Consider the following 17,057-nt stretch of genomic DNA (forward strand, 5'->3'; position numbering starts at 1 on the left):
AGCGTCTTCGTCACCGCACCGCATTTATCCGCTGGGCCGCGAGCCTTCCGGAGATGAGCACCGGCGGCACTCCGACGCCGGGTGTCGTTCCCGCGCCCGCCAGCGCCACGTTCCCGGCGCCCCTGACGACGTTGCGCGGCCGGAACGGGCCGGTCTGCGCGAAGGTGTGCGCGAGCCCGAACGGCGTTCCCGCCGCGTTGCCCCAGTCCGGCGGCGTGACGAGGTGCTCGTCCCGGATCGCCGCGCCGAACCCCTCCAGGCCTCGCTTCTCCAGCGTGGCCACGAGCTCGTCGCGGTATCGGGGTGCGATGCGCTGCCAGTCGATCGGGCCGGTGTGCAGGTTCGGGCACGGCGCCAGCACGTAGTGCAGCCCGTCCTGGGCGTGCGTGACGAGCAACGACGGGTCCGACATCAACTGTCCCTTGTGGACGATCTCGGTGAACGTCTCGCGCCAGGCCGCGCCGAACAGGATGTTGTGGTGCCCCAGGTCCCACGTGCGGTCCGTCGCGACGTGCAACACCACGGCCGATGGCGACCAACGATGCCGCAGCGGCCGTTGCGGGTGCTTTCCGAGCAACCGGTACGCGTCCGGCAATTCACACGCCAGCACCACGGCGTCCGCAGCGATCCGCTCATCCGCCGTGTGGACGGCGGTGACTCGCGACCCGCTCCACTCCAGCCGCGTGACCGTTGCGCCGTAACGGAACTCCGCGCCGTGCTTCGTCGCGGCACCGGCAAGCGCTTGCGGCACCGCGTGCATCCCGCCACGCGGGTAGTAGACGCCCGCGATGGTGTCCATGTACGCGATGACCGCGTACGCCGCGAGGGCTTGCTGCGGCGGCACACCCGCGTACAACGCCTGAAAGGAGAACAGCCGGATCAAACGCTCATCGCTGATGAATCGCCGCAGCTGAGGTTCCAGCCGGCCGAACCCGCCCAGACCCGCCAGCCGCACGAGTTCCGGCCTGAGCAGGTCCAGCGGCGAGTCGAAGTTGGCGCCGATGAAGTGCTCGCGCTGCACCGCGTACAGCTCGCCCAGCCACCGCCGCAGCTTCCGGTACCCGGCCGCTTCCCTTGCGCCGCAGACGGTGCGGATCTCGTCTTCCATCCGGGACGGATCGGTGTGCACCGCGATCCGCGACCCGTCCGCGAACCGCGCGTGGTAGGCCGGATCGACGCGGTCGAGGGTCAGCCAGTCCTGCGTCCGCTCCCCCACCGCACCGAACGCCTCGTCGAGGTACTCGGGCATGGTGAGGACGGTCGGCCCGCTGTCCGCGGTGAACCCGCCCACCTGGACGGTCCCGGCGCGACCGCCTGGCACAGCAGCCTTTTCGAGCACGGTGACCCGGCGACCGGTGCCCCGCAGGTGCAACGCGGCCGACAGTCCGGCAAGACCGGCGCCCACCACCACGACGTGTCCTGCCATGCGTACTTCCTTCGGGTGACAACGACCAATACGGCTAATGCCGCGAGAAGCAGTCCGATGAGCACGGTAGTCGTTCACTTCGAGGAGGCCCGTCTTGGCACCCGCACCCGCGTCCGTGCGTTCGCTCGTCATCGAGGCGATCGTGTTGGAACTCGTGACGAGCAGGTTGGGCAGCCTGTTCGTGCGGGTCGCGACAGCGCTGAAGGCGAACGGCTGACCGGGCGGACGAAGGAGATCTCCGTGTGCTCCCAGCCGACTCCCCGGTCCCCGTTCCGGCGTCCTCGCCGCTTCCCGACGCCGTCGCGGCCGCCGACACCGCGGCCGTGATCGCGGTTCGCCGACACCAGGGTCGTCGGCGCGCCAACGAACCAAAAGGATTGCTGTGGAACCTCTTCCACCACCGGAACAGCTTCAGGAACAACCGCCGCCGCGAGCGCGAACACCTCGGCTGCTCGTCATCATCGCCGTCGTGGTGCTGTTCGCGGTGGGCGGCATCGGATTCGGCCTCGGCCGCGCCTCGGTGGACTGGGGGACGCCTGACGCGTTCACCGTCAGCGGCAGCATGACCGTCGACGGCAGCTGCGGATCAGGCGGCTACAGCGACATCCGGGACGGCGCCCAGGTCGAGATCGTCAACCAGGACAACAAGGTGCTCGGCGTGTCCACGCTGCAGACGAGCAACGAGAGGTGCCACTTCACCTTCACCGTGCGGGGAATCCCCACCGGCGAGCGCCTCTACGGTGCGAGCACCGGCAACGCCAACCGCGGCGTGATCTGGAAGACCGAGCAGGAAGCGAAGTCCGACGGCTTCCACCTGACGCTGGGCTAGGAGACCGTGGCCAGGTCCGGCGACGACACGTCGTACGTCGTGCCCGGCCGCGTGAGCAGCACCTGCAGCACGGCGGCCTTGCGCGGGGTGTCGTCGGAGCTTCCCCACTTCACCACGCGGTTGCCGGTCAGCGTCAGCTTCACGTCGGCGCCGGACGTCGCCGCCACCTGCAGGACGTCGGGCCGCAGCTTCTCCGGCAGTTCGTTGAGGACCCCGACCACGGCGCGAGTGGCCGGGTCCGACGGCGACGGCGCGGCGAGGAACAGTTCGGGTGCGCCCGGCGCCGCCGTCGGCAGGACCGCGTAGTCCTTGCCGGTGGCGTCGACCAGGTGGAAGCCGTCCGGCATCTTCACCGAGCCGACCGGGACGCGTTCGGTGATCAGCAGCCGGACGGTGCCGGGCAGCTGGCGTTCGACCTCCACCGCGGCGACGCGCGGGATGGCGGCGACGCGGTCGTGGATGCCGCGGAGGTCCAGCCGCACCAACGGGGATCCGGGTTCGATCGCCGCTGTCGCGCGGACCTCGTCCTCGGTCAGCACGACGGAGCCGCGGACGTCCACCTGGTGCACGCCCAGCAACGGCGTGAAGAACACGCTGTAGGTCAAGCCGACGATGGTGAGCAACGTCAGCAGCGCGACCAGGCGGCGGCGCAGGATGATCCTGCGCCGCGCCCGGTACTCGGCACTCTTCGGCCGCCGGTTCGGGGCGGGGCGAACTCGCGTGGACCTGCCGCGAACCGGGGCGCTCATGCCTGCTCTTCGTGCGACAGCGCGCTGACGATCTCGGGGCCGAGCATCGTCACGTCGCCCGCGCCCATGGTCACCACCAGGTCGCCCTCGCGGACCAGCGACGCCACCAGGGCGGGCACGCGGTCGAACGACGGCTCGTAGTGCACGGAAGCCGTCACCTGGTCGGCGATCAGCGCGCCGGACACGCCGGGCTCCGGCTCCTCGCGGGCGCCGTAGACGTCGAGCACGACGACCTCGTCGGCCAGCGACAAGGCCGTGGCGAACTCGGTGGCGAACGTGCGCGTGCGTGAGTACAGGTGCGGTTGGAACACCACGACGAGACGGCCCGCACCCGCGACCGGACGTGCCGCCCGCAGCTGGGCGTCGACCTCGGTCGGGTGGTGCGCGTAGTCGTCGTAGACCGACACGCCACCGGCACGGCCCTTGAACTCGAACCGCCGCCGCACCCCACCGAAAGCCGCGAGGCCCTCGAGCAACCCCGTCTGGTCGGCACCGAGTTCGAGACCGGCCAGCAGAGCCGCTACGGCGTTCAGCGCCATGTGCTCGCCGGGCACCGCGACGCGAACCTCGACCGCGACACCGTCGATCTCCACCGACGCCAGGCCACCGGACTCGAAGGGCTTGTAGTCGACGATCCGCGCGTCGGAGGCGGTGCGGCCGTACTCGCGCACCCGGATGCCGCGCGCACGAGCCTCGGCGATCAGCCGGGCCGCACCGGGATCGTCCACACAGGACACCAGCACGCCGCCGGGCGTGATCCGGTCCAGGAACGAGTCGAACACCGCCGTGTACGCCTCGACGGTGCCGTGGTGGTCGAGGTGATCCGCCTCGACGTTCGTCACGACGGCCACCGACGGCGAGAAGAACAGGAACGAGCCGTCGGACTCGTCCGCCTCGGCCACGAACACGCCACCGGTGCCCTGGTGCGCGTTGGCACCGGACTCGTTCAGGTCGCCACCGATGGCGAACGACGGGTCCAACCGGCAGTGCTGCAACGCGACCGTCAGCATCGAGGTCGTCGACGTCTTGCCGTGCGTGCCGGCGACGCACACGACGCGGTGGTCCTCCATCAGCGCGGCCAGCGCCTCGGCGCGGCGCAGCACCGTGATGCCGCGCTCGCGAGCCGCCGCGTACTCCGGGTTGGAGTCCTTGATCGCGGTCGAGACCACGACCTCGGTCGGACCGCCGACGAGCTGGTCGAGGTTCGCGGCGTCGTGACCGACGGCGATCCGCGCGCCCTGGGCCCGCAGCGCCAGCACCGTCCGCGAGTCCTTGGCGTCCGAACCGGACACCTGGGCACCGCGTGCGAGCAGGATGCGGGCGATGCCGCTCATGCCGGCACCACCGATGCCGACGAGGTGAACGCGCTCGAGGCTCACTTCTTGATCACCTCCAGCACCGTGCGGGCGAGGATCTCGTCCGCCTCGCGACGGCCGGTGCCGAGCGTCGCCGCGGACATCGCGGCCAGCCGGGCGCGATCCGCCACCAGCGGCACGACCAGCGAGGCGACCTTCTCCGGCGTCAGCTCCTCGTCCGGCACCAGGATGCCGCCACCGGCGGAGACGACGGGCCCGGCGTTCAACGCCTGCTCGCCGTTGCCGTGGGGCAGCGGCACGAACACCGCGGGCAGGCCGACGGCCGACACCTCGGCGACGGTCATCGCGCCCGAGCGGCACAGCACGGCGTCCGCGGCGGCGTAGGCGAGGTCCATGCGCTCCAGGTACGGCACCGGCACGTACGCGGGCGCGCCCGGAACCTGTTGCACGGCAACGGTGTTCTTCGGGCCGTGCGCGTGCAGCACACCGATGCCCGCACGGGCGAACTCGGCCGCCGCGGGTGCCACGGCCTCGTTGATCGAGCGCGCACCCTGCGAGCCGCCGAACACCAGCAGCGTCGGCGCGTCGGGGTCCAGGCCGAAGAACCGGCGGGCCTCCGCGCGCAACGCCGCGCGGTCCAGCGTCGTGATCGACTGGCGCAGCGGGATGCCGATGATCTGGGCGTCGGTCAGGCCGGAGTCCGGCACGGCCGCCGCGACGTGCTCGGCGAACTTGGCGCCGACCTTGTTCGCGAGACCGGCCTTCGCGTTCGCCTCGTGCACGACGATCGGCACCCGGCCACGCGCGGCCAGGTACGCGGGCAGCGCCACGTAGCCGCCGAAGCCGACGACGACGTCCGCTCCGACGCGCTCCAGCACCTCACGGGTCTGCTTCACCGCGCCGCGCACGTTCAGCGGCAGCTTGAGCAGGTCGAGCGTGGGTTTGCGCGGCATCGGCACCGGCGGGATCAGCTCCAGCGGGTACCCGCGGGCCGGCACGATCTTGGTCTCCAGGCCGCGCTCGGTGCCGAGTGCGACGACGCGTGCGTCCGGCCGCAGCCGCATGACCGCGTCGGCCAGCGCCAGTGCCGGCTCGATGTGGCCGGCGGTGCCACCACCTGCGACCACGACGCACGGACCACTGGGGGCAGGGTGCCCGGTCAAGACTTGCCTCCGGATATTGGTTTCGACTTCAGCGATCAGTTGTATCGCCCGCGACCGCGGGTCGACCTGCCTTGCTCCGTCCGGCCCTGGTTCACCCGCCGGGTTTCGCGGCGACGGTACTCCGAGGGAGGAGCGGATCGTCCAGCCATACGACGTTCGTCGACGACCGGGAGTTGCGCGGTGCGCCTGCCCGGTGCGCGCGGCGGCGTCGACGGGCGGACCGGCTTGCGCTTGGGCGGCGGCTTGTAGGCCTCGGGTGCGGGCAGCTTGAGCAGCCCGCCGACGCGGCCGGGGCCGAGCGACCGCAGCGCCGCCACGGCCTCGGGCTCGTGCCGGGCGCAGTTCGCGAGGATGCCGAACACGATCATCGTCATGACGACGGAGGTGCCGCCGGAGGAGATCATCGGCAGCGTGATGCCGGTGACGGGCAGCAGCCGCACGACGTAACCGATGTTGATCGCGGCCTGCGCGACCAGCCACACCGTCAGCGTCGCGGCCACGATCCGGATCCACGGGTCGGTGTTGCGCCAGGCCACCCGCAGGCCGACCCACGCGACCCCGCCGAACAGCGCCAGCACCAGCGCGCACCCGATGAACCCGAGCTCCTCGCCGATCACGGCGAAGATGAAGTCCGACTCGACGTTGGGCAGGTACCGCCACTGCGAGCTGCCCTGCGCGAGCCCCTTGCCGAACCAGCCGCCCTCGGCGAGCGCGAACATCGCCTGCCGCGCCTGCAGGCCGGCGCCCTCCGGATCGGCGTCCGGGTTGAGGAACGTCGACACGCGCTGCAGCCGGTACGCGGCACCGATCGCGAGCACGACGGCACCGGCCACCGCGCCGGCGGCGATCACGCCGAACAGCCGCATCGGCGCGCCCACGAACCACAGCAGGCTGATCAGCACGACGCCGAGCGTGATCGTGCCGCCGAGGTCGGGCTGCAGCATGACCAGCGCGAAGATCAGCATCGCGACCGGTACGACGGGCACCAGCAGGTGCCGGTACTGCGACAGCAACGCCCGCTTGGTGACCAGGACGTGCGCGCCCCACAACGCCAGCGCGAGCTTCACGGCCTCGATCGGCTGGAACGAGATCGGGCCGACGGTGAACCACGACCGGGCACCACCGCGGACGTCGCCCAGCGGTGTCAGCACCAGCGCCAGCAGCAGCACGCCGATGCCCATCGCGGCCGTCGACATGTGCCGCAGCCGCCGCAACGGGAACCGGAGCACGAGCCAGAACAGCACGGCACCGATGCACACGTAGATCAGCTGCTTCTGGAACACGCTGTACGCCGACACACCCGATGCGACCTGTCCCGGCGCCGACGCCGACAGCACCATCACCAGGCCCAGCACGGTGAGCATGCCGAAGATCGCGAGCAGGAGGTGGAAGTCGGCGAGCGGGCGGCTCAGCCACGCGGTCAGACCACCGCGCACCGACGCGATGCGGCCCGCTGGACGCACCTTGCGCTTGGGTCTCGTCTTCTCCGCGACGACGCTCATCGGCCGATGAGCTCCTGCACCGCGGCTGTGAAAGCCTGCCCGCGATGGGCGTAGTCGGTGAACATGTCCATGGAGGCCGCCGCCGGCGCGAGCAGCACGGTGTCCCCCGGCCTCGCAAGTTCCTGAGCAGCCCGTACCGCGACGGTCATGGGCTCATCGTCCCCTGTGTCAAGCACACGAACGGGGACATCCGGCGCGTGTCGCGCCAGAGCGTCCGCGATGACCTGCCGATCCTGGCCGATCAGCACCACACCGCGCAGCCGGTGCGCCTCGGCGCGCACCATCTCGTCGACCGACGCGCCCTTCAGCAGCCCGCCGGCGATCCAGACGACGCTGTCGAACGCCCGCAGCGACGCCACCGCGGCATGCGGATTCGTCGCTTTGGAGTCGTTAATATATTGGATATCACCGTCGACGGCGACGAGCACCGCGCGGTGAGCAGCCGGTTCGAACGCTTCCAGGCCCTCGCGCACAGCTTCCGACGGCACGCCGTACGCGCGCGCCAACGCCGTCGCAGCGAGAGCGTCCGCGATACCGGGAGGCCCGGCCGGGCGGATCTTCGAGACCTCGATCAACTGCTCGTCGTCGGCGAACGCCCTGTCGACCAGCCAGCCGTCGCGCACCCCGAGCTGACCGTCCGACGGCTCCTCCAGGGTGAAGCCGACGCGGTCGCGGGCCGGTGCGTCCTCCAGCAGGTCGACGACGAGGTCGTCGTCGAGCCAGCCGATCGCGACGTCACCGGTGAGGATCTGCGCCTTGGCCTGCGCGTAGGCCTCCATGCCGCCGTGCCAGTCGAGGTGGTCCTCCGCGAGGTTGAGCAACGCGCCCGCCTGCGGCCGCACCGACGGCGCCCAGTGCAGCTGGAAGCTCGACAGCTCGACGGCGAGCACCCTGCGGCCGGCCAGCAGCGCGTCCACGACGGGCAGCCCGACGTTGCCGCACGCCACGGCGTCCGCACCGGCCGCGTGCAGGATCGACTCCAGCATGCCGACCGTCGTGGTCTTGCCGTTCGTGCCCGTCACCGCGAGCCACACCGGCGGGTCGGCTAGTTCCGAGGCCATCCGCCAGGCCAGCTCGACCTCGCCGATCACCTCGATGCCCGCCGACGACGCGGCCGCGAGCAACGGGCTCGACGGCCGCCAGCCGGGGCTCGTGACGACCAGGGACGTCCCGGCGGGCGGTTCGGTCAGGCCCGGCACCAGGTCGACGCCTTCGAGCAGGCTTTCCAGCGCCATCAGCCGTTCCGGCGACGAGTCCGTCACCACGACCTCGGCGCCCGCCGCCAGCAACGCCTCGGCGGCGGACCGGCCGGTCACTCCAGCACCGGCGACCAGCACCTTCGTTCCGGCCAGTTTGGTCATGGAACTAGAACCCGCCCGTCAGCCACTCGCTGTAGAACACGCCAAGACCGAACATGCAGCAGATGCCCGCCATCAGCCAGAACCGGATGATGACCGTGGTTTCCGCCCAGCCTGCTAGCTCGAAGTGGTGGTGGAACGGGGCCATTCGGAACAGGCGCCGTCGCGAGGTGCGGAAGACCGCGACCTGCAGCGCCACCGACAGGGCCTCGACCACGAACAGACCACCGATGACGATCATCAGCAGCTCGGTGCGGGTCGCGATCGCGAGACCGGCGACCAGGCCGCCGAGCGCGAGCGAACCGGTGTCACCCATGAAGATCTTCGCCGGAGCCGCGTTCCACCACAGGAAGCCGATGCAGCCCGCCATCGCGGCCGCGGCGACGAGCGCCAGGTCCAGCGGGTCGCGGACGTCGTAGCACCCGGCGACGGCGTAGCTCGAGCAGTTGTAGCGGAACTGCCAGAACGAGATCACGACGTACGTGCCGAGCACCATCGCCGACGAGCCGCCGGCGAGACCGTCGAGGCCGTCGGTCAGGTTCACCGCGTTCGACCACGCGGCGACCATGCCGTAGCAGAAGACGACGAACCCGACGACGCCGAACGAGACCACGGTGATGTCGCGGACGAACGACAGGTTGACCGACGCGGGCGTCAGGCCGTCCTTGTTCGGGAACTGCAGCACGAGGATCGCGAACGTGATCGTCGCGATGAACTGGCCGACCAGCTTCGCGGTCTTGTTCAGGCCCAGGTTGCGCTGCTTGCGGATCTTGATGAAGTCGTCGAGGAAGCCGACGAGGCCGAGCGACGTCGTCAGCATCAGCACGAGCAGGCCGGACGCCGACGGGGTCTGCCCCGACGCCGACGCCGACATCGAGTTCACCAGGTGCGCACCCAGGTAGCCCGCCCACATCGCGACCAGGATGGCGACGCCACCCATGGTGGGCGTGCCGCGCTTGGTCTTGTGGTGCTGCGGACCGTCCTCGCGGATCTCCTGGCCGAAGCCCTGACGGGAGAAGATCTTGATCAGGTAGGGCGTCAGCAGGATCGACACCACGAGTGCGATCGCTGCCGCGATCAGGATGCTCTTCACTTGGTTCCTGCCTCCAGCAGGGCCTCGGCGATGCGCCACAGGCGGTAGGCGTTGGATGCCTTGACCAGAACGACGTCACCGGGCCGGATCTCCGCGCGCAGCAACGCGATCGCCGCGTCCGCGTCCGGCACGAGGACGGATTCCTCTCCCCAAGATCCTTCCAGGTGCGCACCCTGGTGCATCGCGCGGGCCGCGTCACCGATGACGACGAGCTTGCTGATGTCCAGGCGCACCACCAGACGGCCGATCTCGTCGTGCTCGCGCACGGCGTCGTCGCCCAGTTCCGCCATCGGGCCGAGCACGGCCCAGCTGCGCCGAGCGGGCGTGGTGGCGCGCGAGATCGTCGCGAGCGCCTTCAACGCCGCCCGCACCGAGTCGGGGTTCGCGTTGTACGCGTCGTCGATCACCGTCACGCCGTCGGCGCGGTCGGTGATGACCATGCGGTGCGAGGAAACCCGTTGCGCCGCGCCGAGCCGTTCGGCCACCTCGTCCGGCGTGGCACCGAGCTCCAGGGCGATCGCGGCGGCGACCAGGGCGTTGCCGACCTGGTGCGGGCCGTTCAGCGCGAGCTTGACCCGCGCGTCGCCCTTGGCGGTCTTCAGCGTGAAGCTCGCGCGGGCCTGCTCGTCCAGCTCGATGTCCTCGGCGCGGACGTCCGCCTTCGGGTTCTCGCCGACCAGGACGACCTTGGCCTTCGTGCGGCTCGCCATGCCCGCGACCAGCGGGTCGTCGGCGTTGAGGATCGCGACGCCGTCCTCGGGCAGCGCCTCGACCAGCTCGCCCTTGCCCTGCGCGATGCCCTCGCGGGAGCCGAACTCGCCGAGGTGGGCGGTGCCGACGTTGAGCACGGCGCCGAAGCGCGGCGGGGCGATCTCGCAGAGGTTCGCGATGTGGCCGATGCCGCGGGCGGACAGCTCCAGCACGAGGAACTTGGTGTCCTCGGTGGACCGCAGCGTCGTCCACGGGTGGCCCAGCTCGTTGTTGAACGACTCCGGCGGTGCGACGACCTCGCCGACCGGCCGCAGCACCTGGGCGATGAGGTCCTTCGTGGACGTCTTGCCCGCCGAGCCGGTGATGCCGACGATCGTCAGGTCCTTGAGCCGGTCCGTGACGTGGCGGGCGAGCTTGGCCAGCGCGGCCAGCACCGCGGCGCCCTCGCCGGTCTTGTCACCCGCGAGCACGTAGGCGTTCGCGTGCTTGGTCTCCACCGGCGGCGCGATCACCGCGGGAGCGTCGACCTCGCGGCCGGCCAGCACCCCGACAGCGCCTGCCGCGACGGCCTGGGCGGCGAAGTCGTGGCCGTCCACGCGTTCACCGGGCAGCGCCAGGAAGAGGCCGCCCTCGGTGACCTTGCGGGTGTCGAACTCGATGGAGCCCGTGACCACCGGGCTGCCATCGGTTGCGTGCAACCGTCCGCCGACGATCTCAGCGATCTCGGCGAGCGTGAGTGCGATCAACGGTGAGCCTTTCTGATCGCGGCGGTCAGCGTCTCCACGTCCGAGAACGGGTGGATCACGCCGGCGATCTCCTGTCCCGTCTCGTGTCCCTTGCCCGCCACGACGACGACATCGCCCGGATGCGCCAGCTCGACGGCCTTCTCGATCGCGAGCTTCCGGTCGCCGATCTCCAGCACCTCGCCCCGGTTCTCGGTGGCGAGGGCACCTTCGAGCATGGCGGCCCGAATAGAGGACGCGTCTTCGCTCCTCGGGTTGTCATCGGTGATGATCAACACGTCGGCTCGTTGCGCGGCGGCCTCGCCCATCAACGGCCGCTTGGCGCGGTCGCGGTCACCACCGCAGCCGAGCACGATGATCACGCGGCCGTCGGTCTTGGCGCGTACGGCGTCGAGCGCGAGCGCGACGGCGGCGGGCTTGTGCGAGTAGTCGACGACGGCGGTGAACGCCTGGCCCTCGTCGACGCGCTGCATGCGGCCGGGGACCTGGACGTGCCGGAGTCCTTCCGCGATGGCGTCGGACGAGATGCCTTCCGCGTGCAGGCAGGCGATCGCGAGCAGGGCGTTCGCGACGTTGAAGCTGCCGGCGAGCGGGAGGTGGATCTCGATGTCGCCGTCGGGGCCGTGCGCGGTGAACGTCTGCTCACCGGTCGCGCTGACCTCGACGTTGCTCGCGGTCCACGTCGCGGGCTTGGTGGTGGCGACGGTGATCGTGGAGTCCTTGACCAGCCTGGGACCCCACTCGCCGTCGACGCACACGACCTCCTTGCGCGCGCGGCCGTCGAACAGCTGCGCCTTGACCTGGAAGTACTCCTCCATGTCGGCGTGGTAGTCGAGGTGGTCCTGGCTGAGGTTCGTGAACGCGCCGATCTCGAACTCGGTGGCGGCGACGCGGCCCATGTGCAGCGCGTGGCTCGACACCTCCATCGCCACGTCGGTGACGCCGCGCTCGGCCATCACCGCGAACAGCGCCTGCAGGTCCGGCGCCTCCGGCGTGGTGTGCGAACTGCCGAGCTGCTCGTCGCCGATGCGCGTGCCGACCGTCCCGATGAGACCGGTCTGCCTGCCGGCGGCCTTGAGCACCGACTCGATCATGTACGTCGTGGTGGTCTTGCCGGACGTGCCGGTGACGCCCCAGAGCCTCACCTTCGTCGACGGCTGACCGTAGACGTGCGCGGCGAGCAGCCCCACGACCTCGCGCGGGCGCGGGTGGATCAGCACGGGCACGTCCCTGAGCGCGTCACGCGCGGCACCGGCCTCGTCCGTCAGCACCGCGACGGCACCGTTCGCGAGAGCCGTCTCGGCGAAGTCGGCGCCGTGCACGTGGGCACCGGGCAACGCGGCGTACAGGTCTCCGGGGACCACGTGCTGTGCACGCAGCGTCACCCCCGTCACCTGGACGTCGGCATGCGCTGGCCTGGTCAGGTGCACGTCGGCGACCGCGGCGAGAGCAGCCACGGAAGCAGGTCGGATGCTGGTGGGGCGGGGCGGGGCGGTCGCGACCTTGCCCTCGAGCTTGGCAGGCACGGGCAAGAGGCTACCGGCGTGCACAGAGTGGCCGAGCGGCGCGTTGGCGTTCGGGTGATGATCTGCCTTGATGGGCCGTTCGGGTGGCCTTGCCCGTTGCGCTTCAGGAGTGAGCCCGTCCGGCCGAACAAGTTCCTGCGTGGTTTGTGACTTTGGCCCCTGTGACCAGCGGTGCGAGCGCGGTGAGGTAGGGGGCGGCAGGAGGCGGCGATGAGAACAACCACAACGGTGCAACCCAGGAGGTTCTCCTTCTGGGCACCGGATTTCAGTCGTTCCGTGACGGTGGGGGTCGACACCTCCGAAACCGCGTATCACGCTTTCGAATGGGCAGCGCGCCACGCCTGGTCACTCAGGACGGACCTCCAGGTGTACCTCGCGGACCCCGGCGACACGACGGTCCAGCGCGTCCTGGAACGACTCCCGATGCTCACCGCCCACTTCCGCCCGAGCGGTGACGACCCGGTGGCCGCACTGGTGAGGGCGTCGGACTCAAGTGCGATCTTGGTCTTGGGGTGCAAGGGCGAACAGCACCGCAGCCTGGGTCTGGGTTCGCTCGTCCTCCCGGTGTTGCGCCGCGCGCGGTGCGGAGTCGTAGTGGTGCGCGGACGACCCCCGGCGATCCGTGGCGAATACGGCTGGATCACCGCCGCCGTCGGCGGGTGCGAGGACCCGGTCGTGCTGCGGCGCGCGGTCGAGCTCTGCCGCACCCGCCGCGCGTCGTTGCGCCTGCTCCACGTCCACCCACCGGCCCAGCACGGCGTCGCCGTCCCCCGCGACGAGGCCGCGGTCCGCCGTGCCGTGTTGTTCCTGCGCACCACCGCGCCCGAGCTGACGCCCGAGGTTGTGGTGGAGTCGCGGCACCCGCACGAGGCCCTGGCCTCTTTGGACTCGGATCTGGTGGTCGTGGGGCGCGGTGGGCAGAACGACGGCGTCGGGCTGATCACGCGGGCTGCGCTTTATCACGCCTCTTGTCCGGTGCTGGTGGCTCGGCCCGAGCCGCTTCACGACGATCGGGTGGTGCTGTAACCGGAAACTCGTTCGGCCGCACACGAGCTGTCTAGCATTGGCTGATGCCGCCTGCCGCGACCACACTCCACGGCGCCTTGCTCACCCTCGGCAGGAACGACGTCTTGTGGAAGCGGAAGGTGGACGGGTGGCTCGGCAACGTCCTCACCGGCACCGATCAGCGCAAGTCGATGCACGCCGTCTTCGGCTGGATCGCTCCTGGCACCGAAGTGCCGAAGCTCGTGCGGGAGGCACGGCAGAGCACCGTTCAGGACTTGTCGTCACTCGGCCCCGGACCGGCGCGGCTCGAACTGGTGGCCGCCGTGCACACCATCACGGTGGCGCTCTCCTTCTTCGAGCACGTCCGCGAGATCGCGGCCAGCATGCCCGGCCTCGCCGCCCCCAGCGCACACGACTGGCACGAGGAAGACCGGTCGTTCGTCTCGTACCTCTACTCGGACGACCTTCCAGTACCTTCTGCCGCGCAGAGCTTCGAAGCCCACCTCAGAGACGTCACGAAATGGGCAGCCCACCGGGGTGAACGCATCCAACGCATCCTGCGCCTGGGAAGACCGGCCAACGCGCTGCTGACCAACTCCTTCGCTGAGGCGGTGACGGCCAGCTACGCGGACGACTTCTCGGCAGTGGCGGCGTCAGTGCCGGAGTTCGCGGTATGGGCAGACGTCACAGACGCCGACATCACCACCAGAGCTCGCCGGTGGCTGTCATCGAACAGACACGAGTCCTCGACGGACTACCTGCCAGGAACTCTGCGCAGCGCCAACCTGGCCGCGCTCGAACAGCCGTTGGCCGGCGAGCCCCATCTGCCGACCATCCACGACATCTACGTGAACCCGCACTTTCGCGTGACCGAAGCAGGTCCATCAGCAAGACTGACCAGCGACGACTGGTGGTCGTCAGAGGTTCCGCGGCGGCAGGACCTGGAACTGATGCTGGCCGGTCACCTCACGAGTCCGCGTGCCACCGGAGCCCCGATGCTGATGATCGGTGAGGCCGGCTGTGGGAAGTCGGCTGTGACCAGGATGCTGGCAGCCTTCCCACCCGCCGGTGAGCCCACCGTCGTCCGTGTGCCGCTGGGACAAGCCGATCCGGACCTGCCAGTCGCCGACCAGATCGGACAGGCTCTGCGGTACCTCACCGGTGACCGCGTCACGTGGGAAGACCTCTCCGACCACGTGTCCGTCGTCGTGCTCGACGGCTTGGACAAGTTGTTGTCGTTGCGGCCGAACAGCAATTACTTGCTCGAAGTTGTGAGGTTCCAGCTCAAGGAGGCCTCTCGCAATCGTCCGGTGTCCGTTGTGATCACCTCGCGGACGTCGTCCCTCGATCAGGTACTCATCCCGGACGGCCTCCCGGTCGTGAGGCTGGAGCCGTTCGACGAGTCGCAGACCCGCGACTGGGTCGCTCACTGGAACCGGGCGACCGCGACAACCCCGCGAAAACGTCTGCCGGTGGAGACCGTGCTGGCTCATGGGCTACTGGCGTCGCAGCCGCTGCTGCTGTTCATGCTCGCGACATATCTGACTGATCCACTGACACCGGAACCCTCCGCCGATCTCTCGACGACCGCACTCCTGGAACGGTTGAACGACCTCTGTGCTCGACGGGTGGGCATGGAACCGCAAGCGCTCTCCGTGGCAGCACTGGGGATGTTCGTCCGCGGCCGGGAGTCGCTCTCAGAGACCGAATTCCAAGCCGACCTCGCCGCGCTCGGCTTCCAGGTCCCCGCTTGGCAGTACCCGCAACGATGGGGACCGCTCGCCGATTACCAGATCGCCTCCTACCTGCTGGACGTGCTGACCGGAACGGACGATGAGCTGCTGTTCGCGCTACTTTCCCACCGGCTGTTGACTGATCGATGGCCGCTCTGGTCGATGGTGTTCAGGCTGGCCCGATCGACGGTCGAGCTGCGGCCGCTGTGGCGCATGCTTTTTCTGGCGACCTTGAACCGGAACGATCAGCCTCCGCGCATGGACGGGTACAGGGGGTACCAGCCGACAGCCGGCCGATCCAGGTCCACTTTCTCGACGAACCTCACCCTCCTGCGACTCGTCGCCAAGGAGGTCGAACGGACCACCAAGGCGGATGAGCCGGAGTCACCGCGAAGCGCCGTTGAGTTCGTCCACCGAGCGCTCAAGCTGGGCACGAAGCCGATCGGGCAGGTCACCTGGTCCGCCAACGGACAGCTGCTGACCACCAACTCCGGCCGCGAGATCACGTTCTGGAAGATCACCGAGGACGGTCAGCCGCGAGCGATCGAATCTCATCGCGGAGTTTCGGACGTCGACTGGCATCCGGCCCGATCGATCGCCGCGATCGTGCAGAGAAGCCCTGCCTCCGAGGAGAAGACCGGATCGCCGATCGACACGCGCCGGATCCTGGTCACCGCGCTGGACGGAGCAGAACCCCGCCTTCTCTGCGCGGCGAGAAGCGGCACCCGGATCAGCTGGTCGCCCAACGGATCGGCAGTGGCCCTGCTCGACCCCTACTCGCTGCGGATCGTCGACGTGGTCTCCGGCGCCACCTTGGTGGAGCACGTGTTCCGCGGGGCGCCTGGACAAATGGGCGCCTATGTTCCGAAGCCGCACTGGACGCGCGATGGGCTGCACATCGTGGCAACCCACCGGACCGCCGCGCATCTGTTCCTGGCACGGGGTCTGCGGCTGGTGTGGAAGGGTCGTCCGGGCGGAGGGGCATTGGCGATCCTCGCTCCCGACGCGTCGTCGGTGATCGGCGCGTGCGGGAGTTCGGGTTCGACGACTACGTCGAGACCAGTGCCAAGGAGGGCTGGGGCATCGACGACCTCATCCGCGCGGTCCGCGACGGCATCGACTGGGACGCGCTGCCGGTGGTCAGTTCGAACGCGTTGTTCGAGGCGATCAAGGACTTCCTGGTCGAGGAGAAGCAGCAGGGCCGCATTCTGTCCACTGTGGACGACCTGATGCACAGCTTCCGCCGCACCCAGCTGGAGGCACCGCCGACCGACGAGCTGGCGGACAAGTTCGGGGCGTGCATCGGGCGGTTGGAGAGCGTGGGCGTGGTGCGGCGGATGTCGTACGGCGACTACGTGCTGCTGCGCCCCGAGCTGCTGGACTCCTACGCCTCGTCTCTCGTGCAGGCGGCCAAGGACGAGCCAGACGGCCTGGGGTTCGTGAAGGAGGACGACGCGCTCGAAGGGAACTTCCGGATCCCCAAGGACGAGCGGCTGACGAATCCGCAGCAGGAACGGATCCTGCTCAACGCCGTGGTGCAGGAGCTGCTCAGAAGAGAGATCGCGCTGAAGGAGGTCACCGACAGGGAGGTCGACCTGATCTTCCCGTCGCAGTTCACCAGGGAACGGCCCGACGCGCCGCGGCTGCCCGGCCAGGACGTGGTGTTCACGTTCGACGGCCACCTGTACTCGATCTACTCGACGCTCGCGGTGCGGTTGTCGCACTCGCGGTTCTTCGAGCGGCACGAGATGTGGCACAACTCCGCCACGTACAAGGCGGACGCGGGCGGCCTGTGCGGGATCGCGATCCGGGAGGTCGAGGAGGGCAAGGGCGAGCTGGCGCTGTTCTACGACGAGTCGGCGATTCCGCTGGTGCGCAAGCAGTTCGAGGCCTACGTCGTGGA

13 protein-coding genes are annotated in these 17,057 nt (G+C 69.7%); 4 read left to right on the top strand and 9 right to left on the bottom strand.

What is annotated here, in order from left to right:
* Nucleotides 1-10: 10 nt before the first annotated feature.
* Nucleotides 11-1,426 (bottom strand): phytoene desaturase family protein, encoded by a 1,416-nt coding sequence (gene crtI, locus IEZ09_RS15490; RefSeq protein WP_189254389.1) that lies wholly within the window; start codon nucleotides 1,424-1,426, stop codon nucleotides 11-13.
* Between the two features lie 94 nt (nucleotides 1,427-1,520).
* Here crtI and IEZ09_RS47450 point away from each other — a divergent pair, with 94 nt between their 5' ends.
* Together IEZ09_RS47450 and IEZ09_RS15495 are read left to right on the top strand one after the other, a co-directional pair.
* Nucleotides 1,521-1,643, top strand: a complete 123-nt coding sequence (locus tag IEZ09_RS47450; protein WP_268247627.1) for a hypothetical protein — start codon at nucleotides 1,521-1,523, stop codon at nucleotides 1,641-1,643.
* 165 nt (nucleotides 1,644-1,808) lie between these two features.
* Nucleotides 1,809-2,255 carry a hypothetical protein gene (locus IEZ09_RS15495; RefSeq protein WP_189254390.1) on the top strand — a complete coding sequence of 149 codons (447 nt, stop codon included), beginning with the start codon at nucleotides 1,809-1,811 and terminating at the stop codon, nucleotides 2,253-2,255.
* On the opposite strand, the gene IEZ09_RS15500 is transcribed toward IEZ09_RS15495, so the two are convergent.
* From IEZ09_RS15500 to IEZ09_RS15535, 8 genes are all read right to left on the bottom strand, one after another.
* Nucleotides 2,252-3,004, bottom strand: a complete 753-nt coding sequence (locus tag IEZ09_RS15500; protein WP_189254391.1) for a cell division protein FtsQ/DivIB — start codon at nucleotides 3,002-3,004, stop codon at nucleotides 2,252-2,254. The two genes, IEZ09_RS15495 and IEZ09_RS15500, sit on opposite strands and share 4 nt — an antisense overlap.
* A complete protein-coding gene (gene murC / locus IEZ09_RS15505; protein ID WP_268247628.1) occupies nucleotides 3,001-4,383 on the bottom strand; it encodes a UDP-N-acetylmuramate--L-alanine ligase in 1,383 nt (460 codons plus the stop codon). Before murC ends, IEZ09_RS15500 begins: the two co-directional genes overlap by 4 nt.
* Nucleotides 4,380-5,447, bottom strand: coding sequence for an undecaprenyldiphospho-muramoylpentapeptide beta-N-acetylglucosaminyltransferase (murG, locus tag IEZ09_RS15510; protein WP_370467714.1), 1,068 nt, complete (start codon nucleotides 5,445-5,447; stop codon nucleotides 4,380-4,382). Before murG ends, murC begins: the two co-directional genes overlap by 4 nt.
* 71 nt (nucleotides 5,448-5,518) lie before the next feature.
* Complete coding sequence (gene ftsW / locus IEZ09_RS15515; RefSeq protein ID WP_189254392.1) at nucleotides 5,519-6,985, bottom strand: putative lipid II flippase FtsW; 1,467 nt, start codon at nucleotides 6,983-6,985, stop codon at nucleotides 5,519-5,521.
* Nucleotides 6,982-8,346 carry a UDP-N-acetylmuramoyl-L-alanine--D-glutamate ligase gene (gene murD, locus IEZ09_RS15520; RefSeq protein WP_189254393.1) on the bottom strand — a complete coding sequence of 455 codons (1,365 nt, stop codon included), beginning with the start codon at nucleotides 8,344-8,346 and terminating at the stop codon, nucleotides 6,982-6,984. Before murD ends, ftsW begins: the two co-directional genes overlap by 4 nt.
* Before the next feature lie 4 nt (nucleotides 8,347-8,350).
* Nucleotides 8,351-9,436, bottom strand: a complete 1,086-nt coding sequence (gene mraY, locus IEZ09_RS15525; protein WP_189254394.1) for a phospho-N-acetylmuramoyl-pentapeptide-transferase — start codon at nucleotides 9,434-9,436, stop codon at nucleotides 8,351-8,353.
* A complete protein-coding gene (locus IEZ09_RS15530; RefSeq protein WP_189254395.1) occupies nucleotides 9,433-10,893 on the bottom strand; it encodes a UDP-N-acetylmuramoyl-tripeptide--D-alanyl-D-alanine ligase in 1,461 nt (486 codons plus the stop codon). Before IEZ09_RS15530 ends, mraY begins: the two co-directional genes overlap by 4 nt.
* Nucleotides 10,890-12,416 carry a UDP-N-acetylmuramoyl-L-alanyl-D-glutamate--2,6-diaminopimelate ligase gene (locus tag IEZ09_RS15535; protein WP_189254396.1) on the bottom strand — a complete coding sequence of 509 codons (1,527 nt, stop codon included), beginning with the start codon at nucleotides 12,414-12,416 and terminating at the stop codon, nucleotides 10,890-10,892. Before IEZ09_RS15535 ends, IEZ09_RS15530 begins: the two co-directional genes overlap by 4 nt.
* Before the next feature lie 366 nt (nucleotides 12,417-12,782).
* Here IEZ09_RS15535 and IEZ09_RS15540 point away from each other — a divergent pair, with 366 nt between their 5' ends.
* Both IEZ09_RS15540 and IEZ09_RS46435 read left to right on the top strand, forming a co-directional pair.
* The gene (locus IEZ09_RS15540) at nucleotides 12,783-13,442 is read left to right on the top strand and encodes a universal stress protein (RefSeq protein ID WP_189254397.1); all 660 of its coding nucleotides are present in this window, start codon (nucleotides 12,783-12,785) and stop codon (nucleotides 13,440-13,442) included.
* 44 nt (nucleotides 13,443-13,486) lie between these two features.
* Nucleotides 13,487-16,384, top strand: a complete 2,898-nt coding sequence (locus IEZ09_RS46435; RefSeq protein WP_229812585.1) for an NACHT domain-containing protein — start codon at nucleotides 13,487-13,489, stop codon at nucleotides 16,382-16,384.
* The last annotated feature ends 673 nt before the right edge of the window (nucleotides 16,385-17,057 follow it).

Origin of the sequence: Lentzea flava (genome assembly GCF_014648475.1) — a bacterium.
Classification (GTDB): Bacteria; Actinomycetota; Actinomycetes; order Mycobacteriales; family Pseudonocardiaceae; genus Lentzea; species Lentzea flava.

Excerpts from the sequence above, each read along its gene's own strand:
- murD (WP_189254393.1), bottom strand. The coding sequence starts at position 8,346 with ATGACCAAACTGGCCGGAACGAAGGTGCTGGTCGCCGGTGCTGGAGTG.
- IEZ09_RS15500 (WP_189254391.1), bottom strand. The coding sequence starts at position 3,004 with ATGAGCGCCCCGGTTCGCGGCAGGTCCACGCGAGTTCGCCCCGCCCCG.
- crtI (WP_189254389.1), bottom strand. The coding sequence starts at position 1,426 with ATGGCAGGACACGTCGTGGTGGTGGGCGCCGGTCTTGCCGGACTGTCG.
- IEZ09_RS46435 (WP_229812585.1), top strand. The coding sequence starts at position 13,487 with ATGCCGCCTGCCGCGACCACACTCCACGGCGCCTTGCTCACCCTCGGC.
- ftsW (WP_189254392.1), bottom strand. The coding sequence starts at position 6,985 with ATGAGCGTCGTCGCGGAGAAGACGAGACCCAAGCGCAAGGTGCGTCCA.